At 64.5% G+C, this 17,850-nt stretch carries 12 protein-coding genes; 4 read left to right on the top strand and 8 right to left on the bottom strand.

Annotation, left to right across the window (positions count from 1 at the left end; translation table 11 throughout):
- Positions 1 to 63: 63 nt before the first annotated feature.
- Complete coding sequence (locus tag MUK71_RS05205) at positions 64 to 894, bottom strand: response regulator transcription factor (protein WP_227904279.1); 831 nt, start codon at positions 892 to 894, stop codon at positions 64 to 66.
- A 158-nt stretch (positions 895 to 1,052) separates the two neighbouring features.
- Here MUK71_RS05205 and MUK71_RS05200 point away from each other — a divergent pair, with 158 nt between their 5' ends.
- From MUK71_RS05200 to MUK71_RS05190, 3 genes are all read left to right on the top strand, one after another.
- Entirely contained in the window at positions 1,053 to 2,687 is a 1,635-nt protein-coding gene (locus MUK71_RS05200; protein WP_227904278.1) for a sensor histidine kinase, read from the top strand.
- A gap of 67 nt (positions 2,688 to 2,754) precedes the next feature.
- Positions 2,755 to 4,059: a UDP-glucose dehydrogenase family protein gene (locus MUK71_RS05195; RefSeq protein WP_227928927.1), complete on the top strand. Its 1,305-nt coding sequence runs from the start codon at positions 2,755 to 2,757 to the stop codon at positions 4,057 to 4,059.
- A 129-nt stretch (positions 4,060 to 4,188) separates the two neighbouring features.
- Positions 4,189 to 5,250, top strand: a complete 1,062-nt coding sequence (locus MUK71_RS05190) for a glycosyltransferase family 4 protein (RefSeq protein ID WP_227928926.1) — start codon at positions 4,189 to 4,191, stop codon at positions 5,248 to 5,250.
- Here MUK71_RS05190 and sufU read toward each other — a convergent pair.
- From sufU to MUK71_RS05175, 3 genes are all read right to left on the bottom strand, one after another.
- Positions 5,247 to 5,696, bottom strand: coding sequence for a Fe-S cluster assembly sulfur transfer protein SufU (gene sufU, locus MUK71_RS05185; protein WP_227928925.1), 450 nt, complete (start codon positions 5,694 to 5,696; stop codon positions 5,247 to 5,249). The two genes, MUK71_RS05190 and sufU, sit on opposite strands and share 4 nt — an antisense overlap.
- On the bottom strand, positions 5,697 to 7,013 hold the full coding sequence (locus MUK71_RS05180) for a cysteine desulfurase (RefSeq protein ID WP_227928924.1): 1,317 nt from the start codon (positions 7,011 to 7,013) through the stop codon (positions 5,697 to 5,699). It abuts the gene before it with no gap.
- Between the two features lie 155 nt (positions 7,014 to 7,168).
- On the bottom strand, positions 7,169 to 8,158 hold the full coding sequence (locus MUK71_RS05175; RefSeq protein WP_227928923.1) for an SGNH hydrolase domain-containing protein: 990 nt from the start codon (positions 8,156 to 8,158) through the stop codon (positions 7,169 to 7,171).
- A gap of 329 nt (positions 8,159 to 8,487) precedes the next feature.
- Here MUK71_RS05175 and MUK71_RS05170 point away from each other — a divergent pair, with 329 nt between their 5' ends.
- Positions 8,488 to 10,227: a right-handed parallel beta-helix repeat-containing protein gene (locus MUK71_RS05170; protein WP_227928922.1), complete on the top strand. Its 1,740-nt coding sequence runs from the start codon at positions 8,488 to 8,490 to the stop codon at positions 10,225 to 10,227.
- On the opposite strand, the gene MUK71_RS05165 is transcribed toward MUK71_RS05170, so the two are convergent.
- From MUK71_RS05165 to MUK71_RS05150, 4 genes are read right to left on the bottom strand one after another with little or no spacing between them, the layout of a single operon-like run.
- Positions 10,203 to 11,510, bottom strand: a complete 1,308-nt coding sequence (locus MUK71_RS05165) for an O-antigen ligase family protein (protein ID WP_227928921.1) — start codon at positions 11,508 to 11,510, stop codon at positions 10,203 to 10,205. The two genes, MUK71_RS05170 and MUK71_RS05165, sit on opposite strands and share 25 nt — an antisense overlap.
- The gene (locus MUK71_RS05160) at positions 11,507 to 12,895 is read right to left on the bottom strand and encodes a Wzz/FepE/Etk N-terminal domain-containing protein (protein ID WP_227928920.1); all 1,389 of its coding nucleotides are present in this window, start codon (positions 12,893 to 12,895) and stop codon (positions 11,507 to 11,509) included. The genes MUK71_RS05165 and MUK71_RS05160 overlap by 4 nt, the downstream gene beginning before the upstream one ends.
- Positions 12,886 to 13,629 (bottom strand): CDP-alcohol phosphatidyltransferase family protein, encoded by a 744-nt coding sequence (locus MUK71_RS05155; protein ID WP_227928919.1) that lies wholly within the window; start codon positions 13,627 to 13,629, stop codon positions 12,886 to 12,888. The genes MUK71_RS05160 and MUK71_RS05155 overlap by 10 nt, the downstream gene beginning before the upstream one ends.
- A gap of 54 nt (positions 13,630 to 13,683) precedes the next feature.
- On the bottom strand, positions 13,684 to 17,784 hold the full coding sequence (locus tag MUK71_RS05150) for a LamG-like jellyroll fold domain-containing protein (protein ID WP_227928918.1): 4,101 nt from the start codon (positions 17,782 to 17,784) through the stop codon (positions 13,684 to 13,686).
- Positions 17,785 to 17,850: the final 66 nt, after the last annotated feature.

Below are 17,850 nucleotides of genomic sequence, written 5' to 3'. Positions count from 1 at the left end.
AGCCAGCGTGCCCGGCACAGGATTCGTGCCGGTTGCTCCCCCTAAGGGAACCTTGCCGGCGGATCAGCCCTGGGGTGCCAGCCGGTAGCCAACGCCGCGGACGGTCTCAAGCCAGCGGGGTGCCTTCGAATCATCCCCCAGCTTCCTGCGGAGATTGCCTACATGCACCTCTACCGTCCGCTCATCCGCGTCGCTGATGAAAGTGCCCGTGTCGTATTCCTCGCCCCGCAGCCTGCGCACCAGGTCCGTCTTTGTGCGTACCAGCCGGCCCCCTTCCAGGAGGGCGTGAAGGAGGTCGAATTCCGTGCGGGTCAGCTCAACATTCAGGCCGTCAATTTCCGTGGTGCGTGTGCCGGGATTCAGGGTCAGGCCGTTATGCGCCAGTGTGCCCGGAGCGGGCGCAGGGGCGGAAACCGGTGCTGCGGTGAAGGAGGAAGCGGAGGCAGGAGCCGCCGGGACATTGGCGGAGACGGCCGCGCCGGGGGCAGGCGTGGCGGAATCTGCGGGTTCGGCGGCGGCTTCGCCGCGGGGACGGCGGAGCATGGCGGAGATTCGGGCCCGCAGTTCCCGCGGCCGGAAGGGCTTGGTGATGTAGTCATCCGCACCGGCTTCCAGCCCCATCAGGGTGTCGAGCTCCTCCGCCCGGGCAGTAAGCATCACAATGTACGCATCGCTGAACTGCCGCAGCTGCCGGATAACTTCAAACCCGTCAATGTCCGGAAGACCCAGGTCCAGCGTAACCACGCTGGGATTGTGCAGCCGAACGGCTTCAACGCCCGCTGAGCCGTTGGGAGCGGTGAAGACCTTAAACCCCGACTGCTGGAGCACGGCATTAAGCAGGTCGCGGATATCCGCATCATCTTCGATGATGACGGCTACACGTTGAATTTCCATGTTGTATTTTTTCCTGTCCTGCGAGACCTTCTGATTCCCCGCTCCCCTAGCTCGGTATTCTACAGGAGCACCCCTATAATCTGAGCTATCTCTACAGGAATCCGGGGGTTTCCTTTTTCATGTCCAGTCTCAAAGACCAAGTGGCAACCCTGACGGGCATGACCTCTCAGTTTAATCAGCTCAGCCTGCGGTACCGGTTGCTGGTAAGCCAGCTGCCGGTTCTGATCGCAGTTGCCGTGGCGCTTCTCATTACGGCAGTGGTGGACCCCACGCTCTACGGGAATGCCGGGTTCCATTTTGCCGTGGCACTTCTTGCCGTTCTGACCGTGGCGTGTGTTGCGGTTCCTTGGGAAAAATTCCCGCCCCTTGCCTATTGGTGCATTCCAGTGCTGGATTTCGCCGTGGTGGGAGGCCTTTACTTCGACGGCCGGAACTCTGTGATTGGTTTGAGTTTCCTTGCTGTTTTTCCCGTTTTCTGGATGGCCTGGTCCGGCGCCGCTCCCCGTCTGGCATGGTTCCTCAGTTATTTCTGCACCACGCTGGTGTTGTGGACCCCGTTGTTCTTTCAGGCCGGAGGTTTTCCCAGCGTGGATACTCTGGCGGCCCCGCTGCTGATTCCCTTTGTGATGCTGGGTATCTGCGTGGTGGCCTCGACCATGGAAACCGATACCACCGCGCAGCACAAACGGCTGATCGCCATCGAAACAGAGTTGCAGGCCAGCCTGCAGGAAACCAGGAGGCGGTCGCGGCTGCTGGACGCGGTGCTTGAGACCGTGGACGTGGGCGTTATGGCCGTGGACGCCACCGGCCGGACCATCCTCATGAACAGCAGGCAGCGCACCAACCATGCCTTGGCCGGGCTTTTGTATGCCGGCGACACGGACAGTGCGGCGAGAATTTACGGGTTGGACCAGATCACGCCGTTATCCGTAGACCTGCGCCCCTCCCAGCGCGCCATGCGGGAGGAGGCCTTTTCCGACGTCGTGATCTGGGTGGGAACAGGCGAGCGCCAGCGTGCCCTGGCCGTCTGCGCCCGGCCCATGCGGGAAAACGGCATATTCACCGGCTCCGTCCTGGCCTACAGCGACGTGACGGAGATGGTCAACGCGCTGAACGCCAGGGAGGACTTTGTCTCCAGCGTCTCGCATGAACTGCGGACCCCGCTGACCTCAATCATCGGCTATTTGGACCTGGTGCTGGATGACGAGGCGCTCCCCGGCATCCCGCCGCGTCTGCAAAGTGCCCTGCAGGTGGCCCAGCGCAACGCCGAACGCCTGCTGCTGCTGGTCGCGGACCTGCTGACCACTGCCTCCGGAACCATGCACCTGCACCGTTCGGAGACGGACGTTGCCGAACTGGTGCGCGTAGCCCTGGATTCCGCCGGCCCCCGCGCCGCGGCCGTTGGTGTGGACCTGGACTGCGATTGTGCCAAGGACCTGCTGGCCACGGTGGATCCGGCCCGGATCTCCCAGGTCCTGGACAACCTGCTCTCCAACGCCATCAAGTACTCGCCCGACGGCGGCAGGGTCACGGTGCGTTCCCGCCGGGAGGAAGGAAACCTGCTACTGGAGGTCGAGGACACCGGTATAGGCATGAGCGAGGCCGATCAGCGGGAGGTCTTTACCAAGTTCTTCCGGACCGGCCAGGTCAAGAAAGCCGCAATACCCGGTGTGGGCCTCGGTCTCGTGATCACCAAATCAATTGTGGAAGCCCACGGCGGACGTATTTCCTTCAGCTCAAAAATCGGTGTTGGCACCACCTTCCGGGTGGAGCTGCCTCCCAACCTGCCCTGATCACCGGGCGCAGCACGCAGGATATGGTTGTTCCGGTCTGCATAAGCGCGATGAACATAGGGGAACAGTGCGTATTTCCGTTATTGGCTGCGGTTATCTGGGTGCCGTCCACGCAGTGTCCATGGCCCGGCTGGGCCATGACGTGGTGGGGATCGACGTCGATGCCACCAGGGTCGCGGATCTCGCGGCCGGACGGGCGCCCTTTTTTGAACCCAGCCTGCCCGAACTGCTTGCCGAAGCCCTCGATAGCGGACGCCTGCGCTTCAGTACCGACACGGCCGCTGCCGCCGGCGCCGACGTTCATTTCGTCTGTGTGGGCACACCCCAGCGGAAGGGCGAGTACGCGGCGGATCTGCGGTATGTTGACGCCGCGGTTGATGGCCTGGTGCCCCACCTGAAACCGGGCAGCGTGGTGGTAGGTAAATCCACGGTTCCGGTGGGAACCGCTGCACGTCTGGCACCTCAGCTGGAGGCAACGGGCGCCGTCCTCATCTGGAATCCCGAATTCCTGCGCGAGGGCCATGCTGTCCAGGACACGCTCGATCCGGACCGGTTCGTCTACGGAGTGCCCGGCACCGATGCCGACGCCGCCGTCGCCGCCCTGGACCGGGTCTATGCCATCCCGCTGTCCACGGGCACCCCAAGAATGGTGGTGGACTACGCCACTGCGGAACTGGTCAAAACCGCAGCGAACTCTTTTCTCGCCACCAAGATCAGCTTTATCAATGCCATGGCGGAGGTCTGCGAAGCGTCCGGAGCAGACGTCGCGGCCCTGGCCGACGCCATCGGCATGGACGAACGGATCGGGCGAAGCTTCCTAAACGCCGGCGTCGGTTTCGGGGGCGGCTGCCTGCCCAAGGACATCCGCGCCTTTATGGCCCGCGCGGGGGAACTGGGCGCGGACCAGGCTCTGACCTTCCTGCGTGAGGTGGACGCAATCAACATGCGCCGCCGATCGAAGGTGGTGGAAATGACCCGGGAAATCTGCGGCGGCTCCTTGCTGGGCAAGCGGATCACCATTCTGGGTGCCGCCTTCAAACCGGAAAGCGATGATGTGAGGGACTCCCCCGCCCTCAGCGCCGCAGCGCAGATGCAGCTCCAGGGTGCCACCGTAACCGTGACTGACCCTGAGGCGCTGCAGAACGCCAAGGGCCGTTTCCCTGAGCTGAACTACGAACCGGCCACTGAAAATGCCCTCCTTAATGCCCACGCGGTGGTGCTGCTGACCGAATGGCAGGAGTACCGCAATCTGGACCCTGAATCCACGGGCACCCTGGTGGCGGAGAAAAACTTCATCGACGGCCGGAACATCCTGGACCCGGCAGCATGGCGGGCTGCCGGGTGGACCTACCGGAGCATGGGCCGGCCCTGAACGGCAGACCACCTAATCTCGGTTGCGCTTTCGTATTTACTGATGTTGCTTTGCCCTTAAGAACCGCATTCTCCTAGGGGCCTTCCCGGGCTGCCGCAGGACTTGACGACAGATGGGTAGCCGCGAAACGTGCGAATCCTCATAGATGCTTTTTGGTGGGCCGAAGGCCCCATCTCCAACCGTCGTGTGCTCCGCCAGATGGTGCAGGCGTGGCAGGACACCCATCCCGCGGACGAGCTGCACCTGGCGGTTCCGCGCCGCCATCTGACCGCCGTACGCGGCGAACTCGGGTCCGGAGTCTTCGTCCATGGCTCCCCTTTGCCCCAGCACGGACTCAGCACCGCACTCTGGTTGCCTGCGCTGGCCCGTTCCATCCGTCCTGACCGGGTGCTGGCCCAGAACTTCGCCGGTCTCTGGGGCCAGCGCTTCGACGTGTTTGTCCACGATGCGCTGTTCGTGGATCACCCCGAATGGTTTACTCGGGCAGAGCGCGCCTATTTCTGGTTGATGCGCGCCACCTGGGCGCACTGCCGCAGGATCGTGGCTTCCACGTCCACTGAGGCATCCCGGCTGCAGCGGGTGCGCCGTTCCCCTGAGGTACCCGTGGCTGTGGGGCTGGCCGTGGACACGCAACTGGCCGGTTTGGACCCTGTCCGCCCGCCCGGCATCCCCCCGGAGCTTCCCTTTCTGCTCAGCGTAGGTCGGTTGAATGTCCGTAAAAACCTCGGCTACGCCATCAATGTCTCCGCGGCCGCCGGAGCCATAGGTCCGGGGCGTCCCCTGCTTATTGTCGGGGAACCCAATGGGGCTGCCACCGTTGGCGAGTACCCGCCGCATCTTCTGGACTCCGGTACGGTGCGCTTTCTGGGGCGGGTCACCGATGCCGAACTTGCTTGGCTTTACAGCAACGCCACTGCCTTCATCTTCACCAGCCGCGACGAAGGATTCGGGCTGCCGCCGCTTGAAGCAGCACATTTCGGGTGCCCGATTCTGGTCTCCGACATCCCCGTCATGCGGGAGGTCACCGCCGAGCTGCCCGCTGTATACCTCCCGCTCGATGACACGGACACGGCGGCAAAGCTGATCGCCCATGCCTTGGACACAGGCTTTCCGGCGCAGCACGGCGAGGCGGCAGGGCCGATCTATTCCTGGCCGGCAACCGCAACGGCACTGAGGCTGGCGATGGCCTAGCCCGCCGCCTGCAGGGCCTCTTCGAAAGCAACCCACGCGAGCATGGCACACTTGACCCGCGCCGGGTACCGTGCCACCCCGGCGAACGCCGCGGCGTCGCCCAGGACCTCCTCATCCGGTTCAATGCTGCCGCGTGAGCGCATCAGCGTGCGGAACTCCTCCGCCAGGGCAAGAGCCCGGACGCGGTCCAGGCCGCCCATCATTTCGGTTAGTACCGAGGCCGAGGCCATCGAAATGGAACAGCCCTGCCCCTCCCAGCTAATGCCGGCCACCGTGGACCCGTCGAGGACGGCCCGCAGCGTGATCTCATCTCCGCAGGTGGGATTGAGCTGGTGCGATTCCCCGGCAGTGCCGCCGGCCGGCGTGTTCACCAGGCCATCCCCGTGCCGGCGTTTCGCATGCTCCAGGATGATCTGCTGATATAGCTGCTGCAGGTCCGAGCTCATTTACTTCACTCCAAAGAACGGTCGGACGCCGGCGACTGCGGCCAGAAAGGCATCGACGTCGTCTGTGGTGTTGTAGAGATAGGTGCTCGCGCGTGTCGTGGACACCAGGCCCAGTCGGCGATGCAGGGGCTGGGCGCAGTGGTGACCTACCCGCACTGCAATCCCCTGGTCATCCAGGAACTGGCCGACGTCGTGCGAGTGGACGCCGTCGACGTCGAATGCCGCCAATCCGATCCGCTCCACGCCGGCGGGCGGGCCCAGCACACGGATTCCGTCGATCGCCTCCAGCCCGGAGACCAGACGCGCCCCCAACGTGGTCTCCCATTCGTGGATGCGCTCCATCCCGGTTAGCTGCAGGTAGTCGACGGCGGTGCCCAGGGCCATGGCCTGGGAGATTCGTTGGGTGCCTGCCTCAAAGCGCTGCGGTGCCGGGAGGTATTCTGCTTTCTCCATGGTGACGGTGGTGATCATGGACCCGCCAGTCAGGAACGTGGGCATCGCGTCAAGCAGCTCGGACCTTCCGTACAGGACGCCGATACCGGTGGGGCCAAGCATTTTGTGCCCGGAGAATGCTGCGAAGTCCACCTCCAGGCTTTTCACATCCACAGGCAGGTGCGGCACCGACTGGCAGGCATCGAGGACCGCCAGGGCACCGACGTCGTGGGCCAGCCGCACCAGGGTCCGGACCGGGTTGATGGTGCCCAGCACATTGGAGGCGTGGGTGAACGCGACCACTTTAGTACGGCCGGTTATCAGCCGCTCAGCCTCATCGAGGCGCAGCTCGCCGTGGTTGTCCACCGGAATAAACCGCAGCGTGGCGCCTGTGCGGGCTGCCAGCTCCTGCCACGGAATGAGATTCGCGTGGTGTTCCATTTCGGTCACCACAATTTCATCCCCCTCGCCCAGCGCGAACCGCCGGGCTGCTGCCCCACCCCGGCCGACGGCGGCGTTGGAGAAAGCGTAGGCGAGCAGGTTCAGCGCTTCCGTGGCGTTGGAGGTCCAGACTATTTCGTTGGTCCGGGCACCGACGAACGCCGCTACCTTGGCGCGGGCATCCTCAAAAACGTCGGTGGCAGCCACAGCCAAGGTGTGCGCACCGCGGTGAACCGCCGAATTGCGCTGTTCGTAGAACTCCTGCTCGGCTTCGATCACGCTCAGCGGATTCTGCGACGTGGCGCCGGAATCCAGGTAGACCAGCGGACGCCCATTGACTTCCTGCTGCAAGATGGGGAAGTCGTTGCGGATGCGCAGCACTTCGGCGTTGTCGATTGGCCCGTTGGCATGGCGGAGGGTGTCCGGGGTGGAAACTACAGGCACGAATACTCCTCGAGTGAGAGACAACCCTGCGGTATTACGCAAGACAAATATACGCTAATCATTCCACGAGTGGTGGCCCGCCGCACATGAGTCCATCCTAACCGGGACCCTCTGCGACAGTCTCGGAAGCCGGATGCCGCGGCATCCGCCTCGGCCTACTGCCTCCCCCGGCCCGACGGCGGGTTGGACAGCACCCTTTCCGCCAGCACCGGGGCCAGGAAACGGGAGTAGTCAGTACTCATGTGGGTGGTGTCCATTCGGACGGCAATGGAAGCGACAAAGGCGGGACAACGTCCGTCCTCGCCGCAAAACCAGGGCCCGACATCTACAAATTCCGCTCCTGTCTCCGCGGCGGCCCTGCCGGTGACCTCCTGCATGTTGCGCCATCCCACCGAGGCCTTCGAAATGCAGTCTTCAGGCCGGGCATCGGCGGCCATACACTGGCGCAGGTCCTTGCCCGCCGGCGCCGGCCCCAGTACGACGACGGCCCCGGCAGCGTCGTTAATACGCCCGATGGTCTCGACCAGACCAGAGGTCAGCTGGGCTGCGGCCTCGTTACTGCTGCCCGACACCAAGCGGGTGAGCGAGTCCTCGGAGTCGGACAGAACCACCAGATCCGGTTTCATCCGGTTGATTTCCTGCACGGCCCATTCACGGTGCTCGTCACACTCCGGATACGGCTGCCCTCCCTCATGAGTGACGGACACGCCCGCTGCAGGGCACTGTGAAAGCGTCAACGGAACCGTTTCCCATCCTGCCGCCTTTGCGGCTTCTTCAATCCCGGGCAGCCAGGACACCGCGGATGAATCGCCCAGGACAACGACTGTCCGGTCCGCGCCCGGGCTGCCGCCCCTGCACCGGTCCAAGGTCTCCGGACCCGTCTGGGGGCACCCGGATTTGTTGACTGCCGCCACCCATGCCTCAGTTCCCAGCTCCTCAAGGGACGGAGTCAGCTCCGGGAAGGCGTCGAGTGCCAGGGCGGCGCGGACGGCTGCCGCCACACCTGCCTCCGCTTTACCGGGAAGGTATCCGGTGTCCACGGAGGCCGCACCGGGGTCCGTCCCGGTTCCGGGTCCATCATTTGCCGGCCCGCCTCCGATCCCCATGCCGCCCCCGACAATTAACGCCGCAAGAGCAGCGGTCATCCCCGCATGCACCAGCAGCCCTGTCTTTCCCCGGCGGTACGGTACGCGCGTGCCTCTCGCAGCAGCCAACGCCCGCAGACGCCGGCGCACGTCCTGCAACGTCACCATCTGCAACTTCACCCGGTGGAACTTCACCTGTTGCCTCCGCTCGGTACCCTTGCCGCACTGTATCCGCTGTGCTTGACTGCCACACGGTCTCCCTCGTGGTGATTTCGTGGTGGTCCGACAGCTGGGTGCCGGATCCGGTCAGGAGAAACAGCATGCCCCGTCCGCCCTCCAATCCGTTTCTGCGCGTTCTGCTGGGAGCCAGTCTTCTGTGCATTCCGATGATGTCTGCATGCGCAACGGGTCCGGACGACAGATCGGTCCCGGCGGACAAACCCGATGCCCCCGTGATCGAAGGCGGATCCCTGCCGGTTGGAAAAACGGCCTATGACGTTCCTGCCGGTGCCCTCTTCGTGGCAGCCTCCGGTGGCGGCGATGCCAACCCCGGCAGTAGGGATGCTCCGTTCCGGACCATCCGTGCCGCAGTCAGCCGGGCGGAGAGCGGGGCCACAATCGTTGTGCGGGCCGGTTCGTACAATGAGGAGATCGTGATCCCGGAGCAGAAGAGGCTCGTTCTGCAGGCCTTTCCGAACGAGGAGGTCTGGCTTGACGGAAGCCGAACCGTGGACAATTTTGTCCCGGCGGGACGGACGTTCGTCGCTGATCATTGGAACGCCCAGTTCGATCCCAGCCCCACGTATACCTGGGGCGAAGAAGACGGCACTGAGGCCGGCTGGAGATTCGTTGACCCGCTGTATCCACTCGCTGCCCATCCGGACCAGGTCTGGATCGACGATGTGCCGCAGCACCAGGTCGCCAGCCAGGCCGAACTCGGGGAAGGTAACTTCTATGTGGATTACTCCACGCGGCGCCTCTTCATCGGATCCTCCCCGGAGGGCAGGACCGTCCGGGCATCCACCACGGCCAAGGCCCTGTCCATCCGTTCCTCCGGCTCCACGGTGCGCGGACTCGGAATTCGCCGCTACTCCCCTTCCGTGCCACACATGGGGGCCGTAACAGCTGAGGGCTCCGGCATCGTCCTGGAGAACCTGGTGATCCGCGACAACGCCACCACCGGACTGTGGGTAGGAGGCGCAGATACCACGCTGACGGATGTGACAGTAGCTGCCAACGGAATGCTGGGCGCGGCGGCCACCTATGCCGACCGGATGACCGTGACGGGACTGCTCGCCGAGGGGAACAACACAGAACGCTTCCGGCCGGCCCCCGTGGCCGGCGGATTCAAGATCACCCGTAGCCGGTCCCTGACCATCAGTGACAGCACGTTCGCTGACAACAGGGCCACCGGCCTCTGGCTGGACGAATCGGTCTTCGACGCAACCATTAGCAACAGCCGCATGGCCGACAACGCCAGTCACGGCGTTTCCGCCGAAATCTCCGCCCGGATCAGCTTGGTGAACAACATCATCACAAACAACGGGTCCTTCGGGGCGAAGATCAACGACACCAGCGACGTACGCGTTTGGAACAACACCTTCTCGGGTAACCGGCGCCAGCTGAACGTGGTGCAGGACGAACGCCGGGGTGACAATCCCGACCTGCCCGGCCACGATCCCCGGGACCCGGAGGACCCGGAAATGACCTGGATCAACGGCCCCGTCGACATCCACAACAACATCTTCGCGGGCACCAGCGAACCCGGGGGCTGCCTGCTGTGCGTGGAGGATTACTCGCGGGAATTCTCCGCCGTTCAACTGCAGATCCACGCCGCGGGCAATGCCTACCATCGTGAACGCGACGGCATGCCCTTCGCCCCACTGATCTGGGCTGGCGAAGATGGAAAGTCGGTTACCTTCGAGAGCCTGAAGGACTTCCACCGCACCACCGGCCAGGAGCCGGACACTCTCGAAATCATCGGCGCCAGCCCTCTTGACCCTGACACCTTCGCCGCACCCTCGCTTGATGGCCAGGCCGGCCACGTAGCCCTGCCCCTTCCGGCGGACCTGGCCGGGCTGTCCCGTGTGCCCGAGGGAACCCGTCACCTCGGAGCCTTTGTTCGCTGACCGGCAGCGAAACCGGTGGGATGGGCCAACGCACCGTAGCTTTTGGCGGAAGCGGTGCCGGTTTGCCGGCGTGAGAATTCGCCCCGAAGGGGCGCCGGACGGAAGGCGTTGGTGCGCGGAGGGGTCCCGGCGAGCGCAGCAGGTTCCACCATAAGGGCGAGTACCACGAACAAGGTCAGGGCCGGGCTTGCCTCGGTGAGGCCGTTTTCCAGGAAACTGCGGACCAGAATAAAGATCAACATGGCCGGAACCAGTCCGGCATCCGGGCCGCCCCTCCTGAAGGCGCCGATCAGCGTAGCGACGGCGAGGATGCCTAATACTGCCGTCCCCAGCAGGCCGGCCTGGGCCAGGGCGGAGACCCAGCTGGAATCAAGTACCTGCGATTCCCAGTATTGTCCCGCCACACTGACCGTTTTCACATCCAGCCCCGAACCAATCCACCGCTCCCATCGGTCGGCAGGCATGGAGAGCACAGCCTGCCATGCAATAGTGCGCGAGTTCAGGGTGGAAATGGACCCCCCGCCGGACCGCAGTAGAAGTCCGGTCAGTACCGGGGTGAAAGCGACCACTGCAAACAGTGCCGGGATCGCCGTCAGCAGAGTGCCCATCAGCCGCGGCGACGGGCGGCGGATGTACAGCAAATTCACTATGAACGCCAAGAGCCCTGCCATGATCCCGGTGCGGGACCCGGTTGCCGCCACGGCCACGACCAGAGCGGCCGTGGCCGCAGCCATGGCCGGGCTGGACTTCCCCCGCGCCAACCTATGAAGCGCGCCCAGGGCCGAAGCACCGCAGAGGAGGGCAATGACGTTTGGTGGCACTTCCGGAACCGTGCCCCGCAGCCGCTCGCCGGAGATGGCCAGGCCGATCCCGGTGGCGCCGATCAGCAGCCCGACAAGCCCCATGGACACCAGTAACGTTCCCAGGGCTTTAGGTCCGCCGGCTGCCTTCATCACAAAACCTACCGTCGCGACCAGCAGGATCATCCGGACCGAAAGGACCGTAGAGGCCGGAACACTCCCTGCCTGCAGGGATCCCACCGTTCCGAGGGCCAGAAACAGGCCCATCAACAGGAAGGTGCGTGCGCCCAGCGCATGCAGGCGGCCAGCGCGCATTCCCGCCCAGGAAACGGCAAGCAGGAGCGCACCTATCTGCAGCACCGCCTTGCTGACTACTACCGGGTCCGCCCCGCCGTCGTAGTACACCCCCTTGCGCCACGGCACCAGGCTAATGAGTACCAACAGCCAAATGGCATAGGGCAGGACGGCCGTGTACCGTCTCACCCCTTCCCCCCGCCTGCGACTCCCACCGTCGGTTCTCCGGTCTTGGCGTCCACTGCCGTTTCCCCCTCGGCCAGCGCCCGCGTCGGTACCGTTTTCCTGCGATTCCGCGGGATGCTGAGCAGCACAACGCCCAGCGGACGGACTTTCAACGCCCGCAGCTCCAAAGCGGCCAGGTCCAGCTGGTCATCAGTGGTCCGCCCGTAACAGGCGAGAATGAGAGCGCCCTGCGCCACGGACGACAAGACCTCGTTACTGAGCGGACGGGAATCGAACCGGCTATGGATGAGAACCACATCAAAGTCAGCCGACAGTTCGCCAAGGGCAGGACCCACCCTACGCATCAGATCCGCAGGGTGTACGTGTGCGGTACCTGCCGGCAGCACGTAGAGGGAGTTCTCCCGCACCGGGACGACGACGCTGCTCAGCGGTTCACCCGCACCAAGGGCTTCCAGCAGCCCCCGCGTGGTTGGTTTCATCCCGAAAGCCGGTTGCTGCTGCCGGTCGGCTTCAACCAGGCACACCCGCCGTCCTGTCCGGGCCAGGAACGCGGCCCATCCCTCCATCAGCCTGGCGGACCCTCCGTCCGCGCCAGGGCAGGCGGCCGTGGCCAACAGCACCTTGGGCAGGGCTCCCTCATTGGCCAGGAGAACGTGGGTCAGCAGTTCACGATAACTCCCCACATCCGCCGGGGCATGGGCAACGTTCTTGGACTGGGGGCGGCCGGTGACGGCCCGGACATTTGCCACTACCTCCAGCCCCGTGACGTCCCTGACGTCGCGTGCGGTGAAAATCCGGCGGTCCCGGCCTGCACCGGCGACCGCTACCAGCATCCCCACCGTCAGCCCTCCAATAAGACCCAGGGCCAGGTTCACCACTGGGTTGGGGGATGTTGGACTGGAGGGCGCAATTGCCGGAACCGTAATGCGCGGATCGATTGCAACGCTCCTGTCCCCGCCGGCTTCCAGGACGCGTATCTGCTCAGCCAGGTTCTGCGTCACCAGATTTGTCAGCCGCACCGCCATCTCCGGTGTATTCGATCGCCCGGTGACTTGGACGTACACGGTGTCCGCAGGGTTTTCCGCGCTGACCTCCCGGCCAAGGGCCTCGACGCTGTAATCCCCGCCAAGGACATCCACGACCGGCTGCAGGACCTGCGGGCTGTTTACCAGATCCGGATAGTTGCGTACCCGCTGCAAGGTGAACTGTGAGTCCTCGTAGGAAGAACTGTTGGGGGAATCCGCGCGGATGAAAACGGTGGAGTGCGCCTCGTAGGTTTTGGGGGAAAGCCAGGTCACCAACAACGCTGCGTCGACGCCAAGGAAGGCGATGAACAGGATCATCAGGAGACGGCGGCGGAACAGTTTGACGTATTCGTTCAGTTCCATGCTTTGACCTCCCGGTACCACTTCCGCAGCGCGAGCAGCAGGAATGCGACCGTGGCGGCGCACAGTGCTGAATAGACCCCGACGAAGGCGGCCGGCCACGCGAATAGGAAGAACACCAGGCACATAAGTCCGAAATCGGTAGGGACCACGGCCAGTGAATACAGAGCCGAGGAATGGCCGTCACCCGCCACCAGTGTGCCGTGATGTGCCCGATTGCCCCGCCGTAGCTGGTCCATCAGCAGGGTGGAGACGAAGTGCACCGTGGCCGCGACCTGGAAGATGAGGGGAACAAGCAGCCACGCCGTCTCCAGCGGGAAAAAGCGCCACCAGCACACCAGCACGGCAAGATGGATGGAGCCCACTTTGAAGGCGTCCACGGTGTGGTCCAGCCACTCCCCCGCGGGCGATCCGCCACCGGTAAGCCTCGCGAGCTGTCCGTCGGCTGAATCCAGGGCATAGCCAAGAATCAGCAGGGCGGGTATGACGATGGCGGCCAGTGGGCCAGGGCCGGCCAGCACCGCCGTCGCAATGCCCGAGAAAGTGCAAACGGCGCTGATCGCAGTCACCTGGTTGGGTCGAAGGCCCGTCTGATGAGCCAACGCAGCAAGGTAGCGGCCGAGCCTGCGGTTGATGTATCGGGAGTAGGCGGGAGCGCCCTTGGACGTTTTTTGCGCGGTCGACAGCCGGGCTACCGCATCACGGTAGCCCGGCCCGGCCGATGTTCGTGCTGCCACTGTTTATCCCAGCTTTCTCAATAGCGATGCTGTTGCCTCAGGTGATGTGTTGCCTCAGGGTTTGGGTGCACCGATCCAGAGGTTGTCCCAGAGCGAGAACACCGGCGCGTTCGATGCCGACCCGGAAAGGTAGACTCCTACCCCGGTGCGTCCCGGCACCTGTAGTGCCGCCGTGTTGTCGGTGGTGCTCAGCTGCCATCCCGCTGGTTCGGTGGTTCCGCTTTTCCACACCTTGATCCGCAAGGTGGTGGGCGTCGTTCCAGTTGCCTGTGCGCGGACGGAGAGCTTGTCCCCCACCTGGTAAGCCAGCCCGGGGACTGCCTTCTCCGGGACAATGAAGGTCCCGTCCCGGTTCAGGCTGACGTTGACGGTCCCGTTGGCGAGGTAGCGGACCTTGGCGGTGTAGGACCCTGCTCCGGCAACGTCCCGCAGATAGAGGTGATGGTAGATACCGCCGCCCGTGGCTTGTTTGTCATTGCCCAATTGCACCTGCATCTCGGTTTCCGAGTAGGTCCCCGAGTCCAGGTACACGCTCGGGCCGGAACCGGCCGCGGACATCCGGATCCTGCCAATGCCGTTCTCCACGGTGAAATTCGCCTTGGAGCCGGGGTGGTTGTAATTGCCGCCCTGCTCCGCCGCTCCCCAACCGCTGGTTGAGGTACGGGAGAACGTGTCCACGGCATAGGCGGCAGCTGCCGGCGCAGCCACTTGCACATCCTTCTGTGTACTGGCGGTTGCGCCCTCACTGTCAACGACCGTCAGGACTGCCCGGTACGTGCCTGCGGATTCGTACTCGTGCTCCACCGTTGCCCCGGTTCCGGACGTCCCGTCCCCGAAGTCCCAAGCGTAGGAGGCCAAGGGCCCCTCGGCGTCGGACGAGCCGGTTGCGTCAAACCGGGCAGTCAGCGCCGTGGACTCAACGGTGAACGCTGCCGTCGGAACCGTGGCTCCCACGGTGACCTGGGCGGACTGCGTCACTGTACGCCCGCCCGCCGTGACGGTCAGCTTTACCGTAAAAGTGCCGTCCCGTGTGTAGGTGTGCCTGGAACTGACCCCGGTTCCGGTCGTACCGTCACCGTAGTCCCAGGCATACTCCCCGCCCGGTGTCGATGCGGAGGCGTCAAAGGAAGCCGTCCTGCCCGCGGCGGAGGAAGTGAAAGCTGCCGTCACCGGTTCCTCCGTGGTTCCTCCGCCGGCTGCATAGTGCGCACGGATGCGGGATTCGGGCAGCGCCGAGGTGTAAACCGCTGCCTCGTCGATGCTGCCTGAGAAGTAGCCGCTGGAGGCACCGCCCCAGGTGCTGTCGCCGCCGATCCGCCAATAGCCGGTGTAGCTCTCGGCGCCGGTTTGCGGATTCGTGCCCACCAGCTGGCCGTCCACGTAGAGTTTCATGCCCTCGGCCGACTGAGTCGCGACGACGTGATGCCAGGCGTCGTTGTTGTACGCGCTGCCTGTCGTCACGATGTTTTCAGCTCCCGTGTAGGTGCCGAATACCAGCCGGCCGTCGTCGAGCATGTACACATGCCGGTCATAATTGTTCGACGATCCGGTGTTTCGGTTGCCGAACCCGATGATCTTGCCACCCCTTGTTGTGGCAGTCTTGAACCAGGCCTCCGCGGAGTAGACGGTCGGATTCGTGCTGGGAGCCGTCGCGGCCACCGCCCCGTCGCTTCCGCCGAAGCTGAAAGCCTTTCCGCTGCCCACGCCGCCGGCAGCACCCCTGGTGACTGTTCCGGAGATCAGGCCATCGTTTCCGGACTGGCCTGCATCGGCGGCAACGTCTCCCGCAGTTTCCTCCAGCCGCCAGTACGCTGCCGGTTCGTCCTGGTAGACGGCCTTTCCGTAGCCGTCTGTCGGGGTCGCGGGGACGACGGCGGTACGTCCACTCAGTTTGTAGTGGTCCATCACTGTGGAGGACGCCAGAGCGGTGGGGTAGACAGCCACTTCGTCCAGGTTCCCCTTGAAGGCGTTGCTGGCCGGGGCGCCGGGCCAGCCGGACAGGTTGTCTCCGCCAATCCGCCAATAACCGTTGTAGGCCTGGCCAGACGTCACGTCCGTGCGGCTGGAGACGCGTACCCCGTCCACGTACAGCACCGTTCCGCTGGGGCCCAGGGTGACGGTGACATGGTGCCATTTGCCGTCGTTATAGGGTTTCGCCGAATTCACGGTTGCTGCGCTGCCCAACCAGGTTCCGAACCAGATCCGTCCGGAGTTGTCCATCCAGATGTGGCGGTCGTGGCTGCCGGAGTTCCCGGTTCGGGCGTCGCCGAAGCCGGCGATGTAACCTCCGCTGGTGGAGTCCGTCTGGAACCAGGCCTCGAGGCTGAACGTGTTTGGCGCCGGGGTGAGGTTGCGGGTGGCGATAGACGCTGTTCCCGACCCATCGAAGGCCGCTGCCGCGTTACCCGCGACTGCCCCGGTAGCGTTTCGGCTGATTCCGGCTCCGCGGTCGGCATCGGCGAAGCCCGCCCGGTCCAGTGCCACGGAACTGTTCTCGTCCAGCCGGTAGTATGACTGCGCGCCGTCGCTGATCACCCGTTCCGAGTACGGGTCGCCGGTTGAGGTGGCGCTGACCGTCACGGCCTCCGAGCGCGGGGAGATGTACTCATTGCCCCAGGGGTCACGTACGCGGATCCGGTATGTGTGCGAGGATCCCGGGCTCTGTCCGTGGTCCTCATAGCCAAGGCTCGCCGTCCGCCACCAGGATGATTTCTGGTCAATGCTGGCGATGGCGGTCAGGCTGTTGTCCCGCAGGACGTCGTAGGTCAGGGTCGCGTCGTCGTAGTCCCAGGTGGAGGGCCACGAGACACGAACGGTCCCGGCATCCCTGGACACGACCGTGGGCTTTAGTGTTGCGGAATACACCGGGGCAATCTTGTTCGGCGCCACCGACCGCTTTGCGAACACGGCCAGTCCCTGCTGGTTCTTGCCGTTGACCGTGGTGAATTCCCCGCCCATCACCAGGTAGTTGCCCGACGTCGCCAGCGCCCAGCCGCCCTGGAACTGGTTGGTATAGAAACCGGAATTGATGCTGGGGTACCAGTGCAGAAGGCTCGGAACCGGTTGCCCGGAGTATTTGCTGTTTCCGCTCGGGGCGCCCTTGTCGGTACCGGTGGCGTAGGTGGTCTCGGCTAGTCCGCGGCGCCAGGACTGCGGGTTGCTTTCGGGGAATTCTCCCAGCGAGGTGCAGTCGTGGGCGTGCGAGACGCTGTACATCGCCTGGCCCATGACGGCGACGTCGGTGCTGGCGCCGTAGCAGTTATCGAGCCAGACCAGGTCGCCGGTAGTGAAGTCCGCCGCAAAGCGTCCATCGAACCAGTGCCCGCCGTCCCCGTTGGCAGAACCATAGATCACCCCATTGGTTTCCACCAGCTGGGTAACCCAGGATGAGTTTTCGCCTTGCCTGGCCGGGATGGGGGTACTGGTCCAGGGCTGGGTGGCACCGGTACTGCCATCCACCGCCCCGATGCCCACCAGTGCCTGGCCGTTGAGCGTCTGGAAGCGGCCACCGAGTACCACGCGGGTGTTGTCGGCAGAGGCGACAACCGCGTGGACGATATTATCCGTTGATGGCGCCCACGGCAGGGTCGCTGCGGTTGACCGGTTGAGGGCAACCGCGTTGGAGCGGTTCTGGCCGCCGGCCGTTTTGAAGGAGCCGCCCACGTAGACGGTGGTGGCGGTGACGGAGATGCTGTGCACGCTGCCGCCGATGCTGGTGCTGAAAGGCTTCAACGCACCGGTTCCGGTGTTAAACACCGCAAGCTTGCTGCGTGCCTGGCCGCTGACGCTGCTGAATTCCCCGCCGACGAAGACTTCGCTGCCGTCAGGGCTGACGTCCACTGCCCGCGCCTGGGCATTGAGGTTGGGGTTCCACGGCAAGAGGGCGCCCGTACTGATATCGAAGGACATGGCGTTGTTACGCACAACCTCCGCGGTACTTCCGGTTGCAGTGCCGGACGGACGCGCACGGGTAAAGCTTCCGACGGCGTAGGCAACGTTTCCGTTGACGGCGAGGTCCCACACCACCCCATTGATTTGAGGAGTGGTCAGCACGTCGGTGCTGACCGTTTCGGGCGGAGGGACAACCGGGTCATCCGCTGCCGCAGCCGGCCGCACCGGCTGGCCCACGGCGAGCCCGACGATGAAGGCTGACACAGTCAGCACCGTGCCTGTTCGGCGGAAGAGGCGCGCTCGCAGCGCATGCGGGACAGAACTGTGCGG

The sequence above is a fragment of the Arthrobacter zhangbolii genome (assembly GCF_022869865.1).
GTDB classification, from domain to species: domain Bacteria; phylum Actinomycetota; class Actinomycetes; order Actinomycetales; family Micrococcaceae; genus Arthrobacter_B; species Arthrobacter_B zhangbolii.
Note: the sequence above shows the minus strand (reverse complement) of the source record. Positions and strands in the feature narration are given on the sequence as shown.